At 73.1% G+C, this 14,439-nt stretch carries 14 protein-coding genes; 10 read left to right on the top strand and 4 right to left on the bottom strand.

The annotated features are described in order from the left end of the window. Positions 1–34: 34 nt before the first annotated feature. The gene (locus ACWD11_RS18020; protein WP_389419898.1) at positions 35–793 is read right to left on the bottom strand and encodes a DUF4142 domain-containing protein; all 759 of its coding nucleotides are present in this window, start codon (positions 791–793) and stop codon (positions 35–37) included. A gap of 200 nt (positions 794–993) precedes the next feature. Here ACWD11_RS18020 and ACWD11_RS18015 point away from each other — a divergent pair, with 200 nt between their 5' ends. From ACWD11_RS18015 to ACWD11_RS18005, 3 genes are all read left to right on the top strand, one after another. Then, complete coding sequence (locus ACWD11_RS18015) at positions 994–3,681, top strand: SpoIIE family protein phosphatase (RefSeq protein ID WP_451284253.1); 2,688 nt, start codon at positions 994–996, stop codon at positions 3,679–3,681. A gap of 155 nt (positions 3,682–3,836) precedes the next feature. Then, the gene (locus ACWD11_RS18010; protein ID WP_389419897.1) at positions 3,837–4,523 is read left to right on the top strand and encodes a response regulator; all 687 of its coding nucleotides are present in this window, start codon (positions 3,837–3,839) and stop codon (positions 4,521–4,523) included. Positions 4,524–4,525: 2 nt separating this feature from the next. Continuing rightward, positions 4,526–5,638, top strand: coding sequence for a sensor histidine kinase (locus ACWD11_RS18005; protein WP_389419896.1), 1,113 nt, complete (start codon positions 4,526–4,528; stop codon positions 5,636–5,638). 3 nt (positions 5,639–5,641) lie between these two features. On the opposite strand, the gene ACWD11_RS18000 is transcribed toward ACWD11_RS18005, so the two are convergent. Both ACWD11_RS18000 and ACWD11_RS17995 read right to left on the bottom strand, forming a co-directional pair. Continuing rightward, complete coding sequence (locus tag ACWD11_RS18000) at positions 5,642–7,078, bottom strand: ATP-binding protein (RefSeq protein WP_451284016.1); 1,437 nt, start codon at positions 7,076–7,078, stop codon at positions 5,642–5,644. Continuing rightward, complete coding sequence (locus ACWD11_RS17995) at positions 7,075–7,764, bottom strand: response regulator transcription factor (protein WP_451284014.1); 690 nt, start codon at positions 7,762–7,764, stop codon at positions 7,075–7,077. The genes ACWD11_RS18000 and ACWD11_RS17995 overlap by 4 nt, the downstream gene beginning before the upstream one ends. Positions 7,765–7,921: 157 nt before the next feature. Between ACWD11_RS17995 and ACWD11_RS17990 the strand changes: the two genes are divergently transcribed. Genes ACWD11_RS17990 through ACWD11_RS17980 form a run of 3 tightly spaced genes read left to right on the top strand, consistent with a single transcriptional unit; the run spans position 7,922 to position 10,410 of the window. Next, the gene (locus tag ACWD11_RS17990; protein WP_451284012.1) at positions 7,922–9,262 is read left to right on the top strand and encodes a ferredoxin reductase family protein; all 1,341 of its coding nucleotides are present in this window, start codon (positions 7,922–7,924) and stop codon (positions 9,260–9,262) included. Between the two features lie 10 nt (positions 9,263–9,272). Further along, a complete protein-coding gene (locus tag ACWD11_RS17985; protein WP_451284010.1) occupies positions 9,273–9,674 on the top strand; it encodes an FMN-binding protein in 402 nt (133 codons plus the stop codon). Between the two features lies 1 nt (position 9,675). After that, the gene (locus ACWD11_RS17980) at positions 9,676–10,410 is read left to right on the top strand and encodes an FAD:protein FMN transferase (protein WP_451284008.1); all 735 of its coding nucleotides are present in this window, start codon (positions 9,676–9,678) and stop codon (positions 10,408–10,410) included. A 182-nt stretch (positions 10,411–10,592) separates the two neighbouring features. Here ACWD11_RS17980 and ACWD11_RS17975 read toward each other — a convergent pair whose 3' ends face one another. Continuing rightward, the gene (locus tag ACWD11_RS17975) at positions 10,593–11,393 is read right to left on the bottom strand and encodes a class I SAM-dependent methyltransferase (protein ID WP_389419891.1); all 801 of its coding nucleotides are present in this window, start codon (positions 11,391–11,393) and stop codon (positions 10,593–10,595) included. A gap of 99 nt (positions 11,394–11,492) precedes the next feature. Between ACWD11_RS17975 and ACWD11_RS17970 the strand changes: the two genes are divergently transcribed. The 4 genes from ACWD11_RS17970 to ACWD11_RS17955 all read left to right on the top strand — a co-directional run bounded on the left by ACWD11_RS17970 (position 11,493) and on the right by ACWD11_RS17955 (position 14,407). After that, positions 11,493–11,870, top strand: a complete 378-nt coding sequence (locus tag ACWD11_RS17970; protein ID WP_389419890.1) for a hypothetical protein — start codon at positions 11,493–11,495, stop codon at positions 11,868–11,870. A gap of 85 nt (positions 11,871–11,955) precedes the next feature. Further along, a complete protein-coding gene (locus ACWD11_RS17965; RefSeq protein ID WP_389419889.1) occupies positions 11,956–13,089 on the top strand; it encodes an ABC transporter ATP-binding protein in 1,134 nt (377 codons plus the stop codon). Continuing rightward, positions 13,086–13,736 (top strand): ABC transporter permease, encoded by a 651-nt coding sequence (locus ACWD11_RS17960; RefSeq protein WP_451284005.1) that lies wholly within the window; start codon positions 13,086–13,088, stop codon positions 13,734–13,736. Before ACWD11_RS17965 ends, ACWD11_RS17960 begins: the two co-directional genes overlap by 4 nt. Beyond that, a complete protein-coding gene (locus ACWD11_RS17955) occupies positions 13,733–14,407 on the top strand; it encodes an ABC transporter permease (RefSeq protein WP_451284003.1) in 675 nt (224 codons plus the stop codon). Before ACWD11_RS17960 ends, ACWD11_RS17955 begins: the two co-directional genes overlap by 4 nt. The last annotated feature ends 32 nt before the right edge of the window (positions 14,408–14,439 follow it).

Here is a 14,439-nt window from a genome sequence, read left to right as displayed (position 1 = left end):
CCCTGAACCCGCCCTGCCCGCCTCCGCCCGACCGTCAGCCCACCGTCCCGCTGGGGCTCGGGTTCGGGTTCGGGGTGGGGGAGGCCGTGTTGACGTTCAGGTCCGGGCGGGGCTTGAGGACCAGGACCGGGGAGCCGGGCTGGGGCGGGGGCGGGGTGAGCTGTTCGTCGGGGAGTTTCGGGGGGGAGGTTTGCTGGAAGTTGACCTGTTCGTAGTTGACCAGGCCGGTCTTCTCCAGCACCGTGATGTGGTCCAGCACCGTGTCGTTGGTCAGGTCCGCCAGCTGCCGCACCAGCGTGTTCTGCGTGTTGGCCCGGATGCTGGCGACGGTCGGGAAGATCCGGCCGTGGGCCACCCGCATGATGGTGACCGCGGTGGAGTCGAACTCCTTGCCGGCCTTGGAGTCCGCGGTCGCCACGAACTGCTGCTGCTGCGGGCTCGGCTGGTTCGGCAGCGTGATGCCGAGATCGGGCGCGATCTTGCGGCACAGCGCGTCGAGCCCCGAGTGCCCGACGAGCAGATGCTTGCCCACTTCCTTCATCTCCGCGGTGGTGCCGCGCTCCAGCGCCATCTCCCCCAGCGGGTACTCCCACAGTCCGGCCGCCCGTACCTTCACCACGAAGTCCCGGTCCGCCTCCGTGAGCGGCCCCCATTGGGTATTGGCGATGATGCGGGACGTGTCGGACGAGGTGTTCTCCACCCCGAGCATCGCGGGGTACGCGAGGGCGGAGAGAGTGAGCACCAGGGCGCCGCCGACGAAGACGGTTCCCGCCGTGCTGCGCGAGATGCGCATCGGACCTCCTGAGGCGAACGGCTCGGACACCCGGAGATACGGACGGGCGGCCCGGAACAATCAGCGCCGCAGGCAAAAAATCCCGGAGACAAGGGGTGTCCTCGGTCACACCCCCGGGGCCCTTTCCGCTCCCTTCACGGATTGTTGTGAGGTGGGTCACATAGGGTCTAGGGTGAAATCGCCTGAGGGAAGTGAGTCATTTGTCCGTCGCCTGGGACGACATCGGCGGACTCGTCGATGCCCATGAACGCTTCCTCGCCGGAGCCCGTGTCGACTCGGAGGTCCGGGACTCCGTGCTGGCGTCCTGGAAGCGGTGCAGGTCGGCGGGGCTCGAACCGGACCGGCTGGACATCCCGTACGACCCCGACGTGGTCCTCGGCGAGCGGTTCCTGCGCGCCGCCGAACCCGTCCTCGGACAGCTCGCCGACTCCCTCGCCGAGCTCGGCACGACCATCGCCCTGTGCGACGGGCGGGGGCGGATCGTCCAGCGGCTCGGCGGCGGGCGGGCGCTGCTCGCCCGGCTCGACGCGGTGCGCTTCGCCCCCGGCTTCGACGCCTCCGAACAGGCGGCGGGCACCAACGGCGTCGGCACCGCGCTGGTCGAGCGCGGGCCCGTCCAGGTCGTCGGCCGGGAGCACTTCGCCGACTGTCTGCAGCCGTTCGCCTGCGTCGGCGCCCCCGTCCGCGACCCGCTCAGCGGGCGGATCGAGGCCGTGCTGGATCTGACCTGTCTGCGCGACGACGGCGACCCGATCATGCTCCGGCTGGTGTCCGAGGCCGCCCAGGCCATCGAGGGGCGGCTGCTGGAGCAGTCCACCCAGCGGGAGCGGGCGCTGCTTGCGGCCTATCGGCAGGCCGGCCGCGAGTCCGGCCCGGAGTCGGACGGCTCCGGACTCGGCCGGATCGACCTGGCCGTCCTGCGCGAGAAGGCCGAGGCGCTGCTGGCCTCGCCGCATCGCATCCTCGACGAGGTGAACCTGACCGGCGGCCGGACCGCCACCCTGATGCGCCGCAAGGTCGTGGGCGCGGCCGGGGAGACCGGCGTGGTCGTCGAGGCCCGCATCCTGGGGCACCCGCGCCCGGTCCCGCTCACCCCGCCGACACCCCCTCCCACGGCGGCCACCGCCGGTCTCGCCACCCCGGCCGACACCGGTGACGGGTCCGGCGGACGGCTGGTACTGGTCGGGGAGCCCGGGGTCGGGCGGCTGGCCCTCCTCGCGCGCAGACGGCTGGAACTGCTGCACGAGGCCGGGGCGCGGATCGGCGCCACCCTCGACGTCACCCGCACCGCGGAGGAGCTGGCCGAGGTGGCCGTGCCCCGGTTCGCCGACTTCACCGCCGTCGACCTGCCGGACGCCGTGCTGAACGGGGAGGAGCCCGCCGCGGTCGGCGCGGACGTCCCGCTGCGCCGGGTCGCCCTGCGCAGCCGCCACGACGAGCCGCGGCTCTACCACGTCGGCGACGGCTTCGCCTACGTCGGCTCCACCCCGCAGGCCCGCAGCCTGGAGAGCGGGCGGGCCGTGCTGGAACCGGTGCTGTCCGAGGCGGGCGGCTGGTACGCACAGGATCCGGTACGGCTGGACCGGGTGCTCGCGGCCGGGACGCACTCCCTGATCACCGTGCCGCTGCGGGCCCGCGGCGCCACCCTCGGCGTGGTCAGCTTCTACCGCTGCGCCAATCCCGCCCCCTTCGAGGACGACGACCTCTCCCTCGCCCAGGAGCTGGCCGGGCGGGCCGCCATGTGCATAGACAACGCCCGCCGCTTCACCCGAGAGCACAACACCGCGCTCGCGCTCCAGCGCAGCCTGCTGCCCCGGGGGCGGCCCGAGCAGAGCGCCGTCGAGGTCGCCTACCGGTATCTGCCCGCGCAGGCCGACGTGGGCGGCGACTGGTTCGACGTCATCCCGCTCTCCGGCGCCCGGGTGGCACTGGTGGTCGGCGACGTCGTGGGGCACGGGCTGCACGCCGCCGCGACGATGGGCCGGCTGCGTACCGCCGTGCACAACTTCTGCTCCCTCGACCTGCCCCCGGACGATCTCCTCACCCACCTCGACGACCTGGTCGGCCGGCTCGACCGGGGCGAGGGCTGGGCGGTGGAGGGCGCCCCCCAGGAGAACTGCGGCATCGGCGCCACCTGCCTGGTCGCGGTCTACGATCCGGTGTCCCGGCGCTGCGCCCTCACCCGCGCCGGGCACCCCCTGCCCGCGGTGGTCTCCCCCGACGGCTCGGTGGACTTCGTCGACCTGCCGTCCGGGCCGCCGCTCGGTCTGGGCGGGATGCCCTTCGAGACCGCCGAGCTGGAACTCGCCGAGGGCAGCCAGCTGGTGCTCTACACCGACGGTCTGGTCGAGGACCGCCACCGCGACATCGACGCCGGCCTGGACCGGCTGCGCTCCGTCCTCCGGTGTGCCGGGCGGCCTCCCGAGGACACCTGCGAGGCCGTCCTCGACGCCATGCTCCCGGCCCGGCCGAGCGACGACGTGGCCCTGCTGGTCGCCCGCACCCACGTCCTCGGGCCCGACCGGGTCGCCCAGTGGGACCTGCCGAGCGACCCGGCGGTCGTCTCCCGGTCCCGCGCCGCGGTCACCGGACAGCTCGCCGCCTGGGGCCTGGACGACCTCGCCTTCACGACCGAACTCGTCGCCAGCGAACTGGTCACCAACGCCATCCGTCACGCCACCGGCCCCGTCCAGCTCCGTCTGCTCCGCGACCGTGCGCTGATCTGCGAGGTGTCCGACGGCAGCGGCACCTCACCGCGGTTGCGCCGGGCGCGGAGCGAGGACGAGGGCGGACGCGGGCTCTTCCTGGTGGCCCAGCTCACCGAGCGCTGGGGCACGCGCTACACCCCGCACGGAAAGGTCATCTGGACCGAGCAGCCCCTGCCCTGACCGGGAGCGAACCGGTCACCGGCCCGTCCACAGCAGGTGGTTCACGAGGGCCGGATCCGTTCCGTCTCCGCCTTGCTCATCGTCGGTTTCTTACGAAACAAGGACGTCGGCAGGCGGGTGGCGCACCCGGGCACGCCTGATGCGAGGCTGGCGGCATGGAACAGCAGCAACCCCGGGTGCTCGTCGTCGACGACGACCCGACCGTCGCCGAGGTCGTCTCCGGCTACCTCGACCGCGCCGGATACCTCGTCGACCGCGCCGGCGACGGCCCGGACGCCCTCGCCCGCGCCGCCGAGCACTGGCCGGACCTCGTCGTCCTGGACCTGATGCTGCCCGGCATGGACGGCCTGGAGGTGTGCCGCCGGATGCGCGGGCAGGGCCCGGTGCCGGTCATCATGCTCACCGCGCGCGGCGACGAGGACGACCGGATCCTCGGCCTTGAGGTCGGCGCCGACGACTACGTCACCAAGCCGTTCAGCCCCCGTGAACTCGTCCTGCGCGTCGAGTCCGTACTGCGCCGGGTCCGCCCCGCGCAGCCGGCGGGGCTGCTGCGCGCCGGGGGCCTCTCGATCGACCCGGAGGCCCGCCGCGCGGCCAAGGAGGGCGCCGAACTCTCCCTCACCATCCGCGAGTTCGACCTCCTCACCTTCCTCCTGCGGCACCCGGGACGGGTGTTCAGCCGCGAAGACCTGATGCGGGAGGTGTGGGGCTGGGACTTCGGCGACCTGTCGACGGTCACCGTCCATGTGCGGCGCCTGCGCGGCAAGGTCGAGGACGACCCGGCCCGACCCCGGCTGATACAGACGGTGTGGGGCGTCGGCTACCGGTTCGAGGGGGTCTGACCGTGCGGGACACGCTCCTCATCGCCCTGTTCGCCTTCCTCGGCGCCGCCGCGGCCGGCGTGCTCGGCGCCGGCGTCCTGCGGCTGATCCGGCGCCGTTCGCTCGCCGTGCACCTCACGGTGGTGGCCGCCGTCGCCGTCACCGCGATGCTCGCGGGCACCCTCGCCGTCGCCCAGGCGATGTTCCTGTCCGAGCACGACCTGAAGGTCGTCACCCTGGTCGTCGCCATGGCCGCCGTGGTCTCCCTGGCCACCGCCCTGCTGCTGGGCCGCTGGGTCGTCGCCGGCAGCCGCGCCCTCGCCCTCGCCGCCCGCTCCTTCGGCGACGGCGGCGCCTTCACCTCCCCCGACCGCCCGGCGAGCGCCGAACTCGCCGCACTGAGCCGCGAGTTGGAGACCACCAGCGCCCGCCTCGCCGAGTCCCGGGAACGGGAACGCGCCCTGGAGTCCTCCCGCCGGGAACTCGTCGCCTGGATCTCCCACGACCTGCGCACCCCGCTGGCCGGACTGCGCGCGATGTCCGAGGCCCTGGAGGACGGCGTCGCCGCCGACCCCGACCGCTACCTCCGGCAGATCCGCACCGAGGTCGAACGCCTCAACGCCATGGTCGGCGACCTCTTCGAGCTCTCCCGCATCCACGCCGGCGCCCTCGCCCTCAGCCCCACCCGGGTCTCCCTGTACGACCTCGTCGGCGACGCCCTCGCGGGCGCGGACCCCCTCGCCCGCGAGCACGGCGTCCGGCTCGTCGGCGACGGCGTGGAGCCGCTGCCGGTCGAGGTCGACGGCAAGGAGATGAGCCGCGTCCTCGGCAACCTCCTGGTCAACGCGATCCGCCGGACCCCGTCCGACGGCACGGTCGCGATCGCCGCCGAACGCGTCCCCGACGGGGTGCTGCTGTCCGTGACCGACGGCTGCGGAGGCATCCCCGAGGAGGATCTGCCGCGCGTCTTCGACACCGGCTGGCGCGGCACCGACGCCCGTACCCCGCCGGCCGGCGCGGGCCTCGGCCTCGCGATCGTGCGCGGCATCGTCGAAGCCCACCGCGGCCGGGCCACCGTACGGAACATCCCCGGCGGCTGCCGCTTCGAGGTGACCCTTCCGGCAGCCCGGGGCTGAGACTCAGCGGACCGGATTCAGGGTGACCGTGAACACCGTCTCCCCGGGCTCGCTGCTCAGCTCGATCGTGCCGCCGTGCGCCCGGATCAGGGAGCCGGCCACGGCCAGGCCCAGGCCGCTGCCGCCGCGGTCGCGGCTGCGGGCCTTGTCGACCCGGTAGAACCGGTCGAAGACCCGGTCGCGATCGGCGGGCGGGATGCCGGGGCCCGCGTCGGCGACCCGGATCCGGGCGGTGCCGGCGGAGACCGACAGGCCCACCCGCACCCGCGTGCCGGGCGGGGTGTGCACCGCCGCGTTGGTGAGGAGGTTGTCCAGGACCTGCCGGATCCGCTGCGCGTCCACCCGGGCGGGCAGGGCCGCGGGGCCGGGCGCGACGGTCAGGGGATGGCCCGGGTGGCTGGCGCGGAAGGCGTCCGCGGCCTCCTGGACCAGCTCCACCAGATCCGTCTCGCGGACACGCAGCGGGGTCTCCGCCTCCGCCGCGTCCAGCCGCGCGAGCAGCAGCAGGTCGTCCAGCAGGAAACCCATCCGGGCCGCCTCGGCGCGCAGCCGCGCCAGGTGCTTGTCGCGCTCCTCGGGGGCGTTGGCCGCCGCGTACTGGAAGAGGTCCGCGTACCCCCGTACCGACATCAACGGCGTACGCAGCTCGTGCGAGGCGTCCGCGACGAAGCGGCGCAGCCGCTGCTCGGCCTCCGTGCGCACCGCGAGGGACTCGTCGATGTGCTCCAGCATCGTGTTGAACGCCGTCCGCAGCTCCTCCACCTCGGGTCCGCCGCTGCGCCCGTCGTGCCGCACCGGCAGCCGGGCCGAGTCCGTCAGATCGTGCGAGGTGATGCCCCGCGCGGTGTGCGCCATGTCGCTCAGCGGCCGCAGCCCGCGCCGCAGCAGCGACCGCCCGGCCACCACCAGGGCCAGCAGGGCGAGACCGAAGGTGACCGCCTGGATGGTGATCAGCTGGCCCATGGTGTCGTCGATCTCGTCCATGGGCGCGGCGCTGACCAGCACCACGCCCGGCTCCACCTCGCAGGCCCGCAGCCGGTACCGCCCCTCGCCCTTGAGATGCCCGGTGCGCAGCACCTCCGTGTCGGAGACGGACTGCGCCCGGGCCACCACGGTGAACTCCTCGACGTCCGCGGGCAGATCGCCGGCCGTCTCGGGCGTGCGCAACCGCGGGGTGCCGTCCGTCACGTCGTACACGGCGTAGTACCAGCGCCAGTACTTCTTGCCCGACAGCGTGCCGTAGTGCGCGATGCTCTTGGACTGGGCGCCCTGGGCCTGCGCGAGCTGGGTGTCGAGCTGCGCCGACAGATAGTCGCGCATGTACGTCGTCAGCGCGGTGCCGACGACCGCGAACACCACCAGGGCCAGCGCCCCCACCCCCAGCGCCAGCCGGGTGCCGAGGCGCGTCCTGCCGTACGCCCGCCGCAGCCGCCCGATCACCGGGCGGCCTGCCGGATGACGTACCCGAAGCCCCGCACGGTGTGGATCATCGGCTCGCCGGTGTCGTCCAGCTTGCGGCGCAGCCTGCTGACGACCAGCTCGACCACGTTGGAACGGCCGCCGAAGCCGTACTCCCACACATGGTCCAGGATCTGCGCCTTGGTCTGCACGGTCGGCGACTTGCGCATCAGGTAGCGCAGCACCTCGTACTCGGTCGGCGTGAGCGTGAGCAGCCGTTCGCCGTGGCGCACCTCGCGGGTGTCCTCGTCCATCGTCAGATCGCCCACCCGCAGCACCGAGCGCTGGAAGCCGGGCCCGGCGCTGCGCCGCAGCACGGTCCGCAGCCGGGCCATCAGCTCCTCCACCGCGAACGGCTTGACCAGGTAGTCGTCACCGCCCCGGGTCAGCCCCGCCACCCGGTCGGCGACGCCGTCGCGGGCGGTGAGGAACACCACCGGCACCATCGTCCCCGAGCGGCGCAGCCGGTCCAGCACACCGAAGCCGTCCACGTCCGGCAGCATCAGATCGAGCACGACGATGTCGGGACGGAACTCGGCGGCGCGCCGCAGCGCCTCCTCGCCGGAGTTCGCGGTGACCGCCTCCCAGCCCTCGTACCGGGCGACCGTCGCCACGAGGTCGGCGATCGGCGGGTCGTCGTCCACGACGAGGAGTCGTACTTTTTCCACTTGTTCATAGTGCGTCACCCGGTGCCCCGCGCCACAGCCCGGCGGGCCGCCCCCGGTACATCGATAACCACTTGAAAGATCTACGACAGCTGATCGACAGCTTCGGGAGGCCAAGCTCGGTACCCCGGCCCCGGACCCCCATGAGGAGCTGCCACCCGTGACGACCGTCCAATCGCCCCCTGCGCCCGCCACGGCGATACGCCCCAGGGTGGTGGCCCGCACCGGCCTGTACGCCCTGCTGGCCGCGAACGCGGCCGTGGTGACCTGGTTCTTCGTCGACGCGGGCGTCGGCGCCTCCAACGCGCTGCTCGTCCTCGGCCGCCTCGCCGGGCTCTACGGCGCCCTGTTCATGGCGTTCCAGCTGCTGCTGGTGGCCCGCCTGCCGTGGCTGGACCGCCGGATCGGCATGGACCGGCTGACGTCCTGGCACCGCTGGACCGGCTTCGGCATCCTGTGGACGCTGCTGGCGCACGCCGTCTTCATCACCTTCGGCTACGCCGACTCCTCCGGCCTCGACCCGGTCAACCAGCTGGTCGACCTCGCCGAGACCGTCGAGGGCGTGCTGCGGGCCGTCGCCGCGCTGGTGATCGTCCTCGTGGTCGGCGCGGTCTCCGGCCGGTTCGCCCGCCGCCGGCTCGCCTACGAGACCTGGCACTTCATCCACCTGTACACCTACCTCGCCGTGGTGCTGGCCTTCACCCACCAGGTCGCGGTCGGTCCGACCTTCACCGCCTCGCCGGCCGCCACGGCGTACTGGTACGCCTTGTGGGGCGTCGCGATCGGCTCGGTGTTCACGGGCCGCGTGGTCCTGCCGCTGTGGCGGAACGCGCGCCACCGGCTGCGCGTCTCCGCGGTCGTCCCGGAGTCCGACACCGTGGTCTCCGTCCACATCACCGGCCGCGACCTCGACCGGCTGCCCGCCCGCGCGGGACAGTTCTTCCTGTGGCGGTTCCTGACGAAGGACCGCTGGTGGCAGGCGAACCCCTTCTCCCTGTCCGCCGCCCCCGACGGCCGCGGGCTCCGGCTCACCGTCAAGGCGGCCGGCGCCGGCAGCGCGGGGCTGCGCCACCTCCGGCCCGGCACCCGCGTCTTCGCCGAGGGCCCCTACGGCGCCTTCACCGCCCTGCACCGCACCCGCCCCGAGGCTGTGCTGATCGCCGGCGGCGTCGGCGTCACGCCCATCCGGGCGCTGCTGGAGGAGATCCAGGGGCATGCCGTGGTCGTGTACCGCGTCGCCACGGACCGGGACGCGGTCCTCTACGACGAGCTGCGCGAGCTGGCCCTCGCCAAGGGCGCCGACCTGCACCTGGTGACCGGCCCGGCCAGCCCCGACCGGCTGGCGCCCGCCGAACTGACCCGGATGGTCCCGGACATCGCCGACCGGGACGTCTTCCTGTGCGGGCCGCCGCCGATGATGAACGCGGTCCTGGGCAGCCTGCGCGAGCTGGGCGTGCCCAAGCCGCAGATCCACTTCGAGCGTTTCAGCCTGGCGGGATGAGAGGGACACCGTGAAGCGAGCCATACCCGTCCTGGTCCTGACCGCCGTCGGTCTGGTCCCGCTGTGGCGCTACGAGCCGTCGACGGACCCGGCGCCCACGACGCGGGCGGTCGCACCGGCCCCCTCCGCGTCCGCCTCGTCGGGCAGCTCCGCCCTGGTCATCGAGGGCTCGGTGGTCACCACCGAGAAGGGTCCCGTGCAGGTGGAGGTGACCTTCGACGGGGACACGATCGCGTCGGTGCGGATGCTGCAGCAGCCGGATCATCCGCAGACGACGGCGGCGGTGCCGAAGCTGATCGAGGGGACGCTGGAGGCGCAGAGCGCGGACGTGGACACGGTGTCGGGGGCGACGATCACGAGCGAGGGCTACCGGGAGTCCTTGCAGGCCGCCCTCGACGCGAAGGGTGCCTGAGGTGCGGCGCGTCGAGCATGTGATGGGGTTTCCGGTCTCGCTCCGGGTGGACGACGCGCACGTGCCCGGTGCGGCCGTGGACGCCGTCTTCGCCTGGCTGCGGGAGGTCGACGAGCGGTTCAGCCCGTTCCGGGACGGCAGCGAGGTGTCCCGGCTCGACCGGGGCGAGATCGGCCCCGGTGAGGTCAGCGCCGACCTCGCCGAGGTCCTCGGCCTGTGCGAGGCGTACCGGACCGCCACCGGCGGTGCCTTCGACGCCCGGCTGCCCGGCCGTGGCCTCGACCCGTGCGCGGTGGTCAAGGGCTGGTCGGTGCAGCGGGGCGCGGAGCTGTTGCGGGCGGCCGGCGTGCAGCGGTTCTGTCTGAACGCCGGGGGTGACGTGGTCGCTGCGGGCGGGCCCTGGCGGGTGGGCGTACGGCATCCGGAACGGGCCGACCGGCTCTGCACGGTGCTGGAGATCACCGACCGGGCGGTCGCGACCTCGGCGTTGTACGAGCGGGGGGCACACATCCTCGACGGCCGTACCGGCCGTCCGGCGACGGGCCTGCTCTCCGTCACGGTCATCGCGGACACCCTCACGGAAGCGGACAGCACAGCCACGGCGGCCTTCGCGATGGGCCCGGAGGGCATCGCGTGGGCGTCCTCCCGACCTGGCTGCGAGGTGTTCGCGGTGGACGCGGAGCGCCGGGCGGTGCGGACGGAGGGGGCGCCGGTGGTGGTGAGGACGGGGGTTTGATGCCGGTCGTCCGTTCGGCTGGAGGGTCGCTGGTGGTGGTCGATCAGCGGCGACTCCGGCTCTGGGCAGCCCCGGTCGGCAGCGCCGGACAGTGACGACACCGGCCACACCCTCCCGGCCCAACCGGTGAGCAGTTCCCCGCGCTGCCGATGCCCGGGACGAGCCTGACACCGACCATGCAGTTACCGCTTGATACCGCTCACCGACCACGCCCGGGCCGACAGTTCGATGGAGCCGTCCGGATCGCGCGGGAGGGATTCGGCGAGGGTGTCACGGAGGCGGTCCCGGTCGTCCGGAGAGAGGTCGGCCACGTAGGCGCCGGCCGGGCCCTGGCCCGCGAGGAACGGGGACCACAGATCGGCGAGGTCGGTGAAGACGGTCCGGATGACGATCGGGGTGACCCACACGTCCGCCAGCCCGGCGCCCGTCCACAGCGCGTGCAGGGGATCGGGGCCGCACACCGGGAACCGGCGCCCCTCGTCCAGCTCGGCCGCCGCCGGATCCAGCGCCGTGGCCGCGTCCCAGAACCGGCGCAGCAGGACCATGCCCTCCGCGTAGTCCCAGACGTACGCGGCGACCCGGCCCCCGGCCCGGACCGCCCGGGCCATCTCGGCGACGCCCTCGGCGGGTTCGGGCAGGAAGTTCAGCGCCAGCCCGCTGACCGCGGCGTCGCACGCACCGTCCCGCACGGGCAGCGCCCCCGCGTCGGCCACCACGAACCGCACCGGACCGTACGCCGCGTCCCGGGCCGTCGCCACCAGCTCCGCGGACCGGTCGCAGCCCAGCACCAGCGCCGGCCGGCACCGCGCCGCCAGCACCGCCGACAACGCCCCGGTCCCGCACCCCACGTCCAGCCAGCGCAGCCCGTCCGGGTGGCCGGCCAGGGCGGTGAAGCGCTCGGCGACCTTCCGGCTCCACCGGCCCATGAACCGCTCGTAGGCGGGTCCGGCCTGCCACACGTCGAACCGTTGCTGCTCGCTCATGACTCCACCTTGAGGGACGCGGACGGCTTCGGCCGACATCCGGGGCACCCCGCGGAAAACGGGTCGTTGCGGCGGCGCCCACCATGGTGAACTGCGGCCATGAGTCTGACGGTGGAGATCTTCCTGGTCCGGGCGGACGGGGAGGTCGAGGTCCAGGCAACGCCCGAGGGGGTGCCGGACCTCGCGGGCCCCGAGAGCTGGCGCACCCTGGTGTGGGGCTCCCGGGCCATCCGCTCCCTCGGCGCCCGGTTCTTCCCCGACTTGGCCGGGGGCGGCCTCGTCGCGCCCGACGAGACACCCGCCTTCCTGGCCGAATGCGCCCTCGTGCGCGAGCATCTGGAGCGGCTCGCGGAGCTCACCTGCCGACCGGACCGGACGGTCGCCCAACACGCCGACCACATCGGGTCGCGGCTGGGAATCATCGAGGAGACCGCCCTGCGCGCACGGGAGATGGGAGGCGGCGTCCTGATCTGGTGAGCGGTCTAGACTCTCAGCGCAACGGCATGCTCAACCCCGGCCGGAAGCGGGCGACTTCTGCCAGACCCGAAGGGTATTCGGCGTTTTGATACGGATAGATTCAGTCACCAAGCGATACCCGGACGGCACGGTGGCGGTCGACCGGCTGTCGCTGGAGATACCCGACCGCTCGGTCACCGTCCTCGTCGGCCCGTCGGGCTGCGGGAAGACGACCACCCTGCGCATGATCAACCGGATGGTCGAGCCGACCGAGGGCACCATCCTCCTCGACGGCAAGGACATCCAGCAGCAGCCGGTCAACACCCTGCGCCGCTCGATGGGTTACGTCATCCAGAACGCCGGCCTCTTCCAGCACCGCACGATCCTGGACAACATCGCGACCGTGCCCCGCATGCTCGGCTGGGGCAAGGAGAAGTCCCGGGCCAGGGCCCGCGAGCTGATGGAGCGGGTCGGCCTCGACACCGCCCTCGCCAAGCGCTACCCCTACCAGCTCTCCGGCGGACAGCAGCAGCGCGTCGGCGTGGCCCGGGCGCTCGCCGCCGATCCGCCGGTGCTGCTGATGGACGAGCCGTTCTCCGCGGTCGACCCGGTCGTCCGCAAGGGCCTTCAGGACGAACTGCTGCGCATCCAGGCCGAGTTGGGCAAGACGATCGTCTTCGTCACCCACGACATCGACGAGGCCGTCAAGCTCGGCACGATGGTCGCCGTGATGCGCACCGGCGGCCGGCTCGCCCAGTTCGCCCCGCCCGCCGACCTGCTGACGAGCCCCGCCGACTCCTTCGTCGAGGACTTCCTCGGCACCGACCGGGGCATCAGGCGGCTGTCCTTCTTCCCCTCCGCGGGCCTGGAGCTGCGCACGGACCCGATCGTCGCGATCGACGCCACCGCCGAGCAGATCGCCGCCCGCGACACCGCCGACGCCCCCTATCTCCTCGTCACGGACCTGAACGGCAAGCCGCTCGGCTGGGCCGAACCCCGGGACGTGACCGCCGGACGGATCGACAGGGACCGACTCCTGCCGTACGGCCGCCCGTTCGTACCCCGCACCGACTCCCTGCGGGCCGCCCTCGACGGCGCGGTGCTCTCGCCGACCGGCTGGGCCGTCGCCGTGGACGCGGAGGGCCGGGCGACCGGAGTGGTCTCGCAGCAGACCATCGGCGAGGCGATCCGGGGCGCCCACGCCAAGAGCGCGACGGCGACGGAGAAGGTCGCGCGATGAGCGAGTTCTTCGACATGCCGAGCGACCTGCAGAACAGCTACCTCGGCCTGGTCGTCCTCCACCTCCGCGAGGCCCTGCTGCCGGTGCTGGCCGGACTGCTGATCGCCCTGCCCATCGCCCAACTGTGCATACGGCTGCGCTGGTTGTACGCGCCGGTGCTCTGGGTGACGACGGTGCTGTACGCGATCCCGTCGCTGGCCTTCTTCGTGATCCTCATCGACTACACGGGCCTGTCCGAGCTGACCGTGATGATCCCGCTGGCCGTGTACAGCCTGGTGGTCCTGGTCCCGGCGATCGTCGACGGCGTCCGCTCGGTCCCGCAGGAAACGCTGGCGGCCGCCACCGCGATGGGCTTCGGCCCCGTACGCCGCTATCTCCAGGTCCAGTTGCCGATCGCCACCCCCGCGATCATCGCCGGGCTGCGGGTGGCGGCGGTGTCGAGCATCTCCCTGGTCAGCGTCGGCATGCTGATCGGCAACCAGGGCGCGCTCGGCAACCTCCTCAACAGCGGCATGATCTACAACCAGCCCCGCCTGGTGTGGCTCTCGGTGCTGGGCACGGCCGTCCTCGCGATCCTGGTGGACGCGGCCCTGATCGTCGTACGGATGCTGCTGACCCCCTGGATGCCCCGCGAGGCCACGCGATGAACCTCCTCCACCACATCGACGCCTTCTTCAGCGACGGCGCGCACTGGACGGGCTACGACGGCATCCCCACCCGGCTGGCCGAACACCTCGGCTACACCCTGATGGCCCTCGGCATCGCCGCCGGCATCGGCCTCCCGGCCGGCCTGCTCACCGGGCACACCGGCCGCGGCGGCCACACCGTGTCGCTGATCGCCACGGCCGGCCGGGCCCTGCCCAGCTTCGGTCTGATGGTGCTGATGTTCGTGCTGCTGGGCCTGGGCATGGCACCGGTGATGATCCCGCTGGTGGTCCTGGCGATCCCGCCGATCCTGGTCACCACCTACGAGGCGATGCGCTCGGTCGACCCGGCCCCGGTGGACGCCGCGCGCGGCATGGGGATGGCGGAGACCGGGGTCCTGTTCCGGGTCGAACTCCCGGTCGCGCTCCCGCTGATCCTCAGCGGCCTGCGCTCGGCGGCGATCCAGATCGTGTCCACGGCGACGATCGCGGCGTACGTCAGCTTCGGCGGCCTGGGCCGCTACATCGTGGACGGTCTCTACCAGCGGGACTACGAGAAGGTGGTGGGCGGCGCGACGCTGGTGGCGGCGCTGGCGCTGGCGACGCTGGGGCTGTTCTGGGCGGCAGGACGCCTCACGGTGTCCCCGGGAGTGCGGCGCGGGAGTACCGGCTAGGGCCGCGCGCCGGCCTTTCGGGCCCGCCGCCC

The sequence above is a fragment of the Streptomyces sp. NPDC002776 genome, assembly GCF_053592195.1.
The sequence above is the reverse complement of the archived record's forward strand: the minus strand, read 5'-3'. Positions and strand labels throughout refer to the sequence as shown.

Excerpts from the sequence above, each read along its gene's own strand:
- ACWD11_RS18020 (WP_389419898.1), bottom strand. The coding sequence starts at position 793 with ATGCGCATCTCGCGCAGCACGGCGGGAACCGTCTTCGTCGGCGGCGCC.
- ACWD11_RS18010 (WP_389419897.1), top strand. The coding sequence starts at position 3,837 with ATGGAACAGCAGCAACCCCGGGTGCTCGTCGTCGACGACGACCCGACC.
- ACWD11_RS17975 (WP_389419891.1), bottom strand. The coding sequence starts at position 11,393 with ATGAGCGAGCAGCAACGGTTCGACGTGTGGCAGGCCGGACCCGCCTAC.
- ACWD11_RS17970 (WP_389419890.1), top strand. The coding sequence starts at position 11,493 with ATGAGTCTGACGGTGGAGATCTTCCTGGTCCGGGCGGACGGGGAGGTC.
- ACWD11_RS17960 (WP_451284005.1), top strand. The coding sequence starts at position 13,086 with ATGAGCGAGTTCTTCGACATGCCGAGCGACCTGCAGAACAGCTACCTC.
- ACWD11_RS17955 (WP_451284003.1), top strand. The coding sequence starts at position 13,733 with ATGAACCTCCTCCACCACATCGACGCCTTCTTCAGCGACGGCGCGCAC.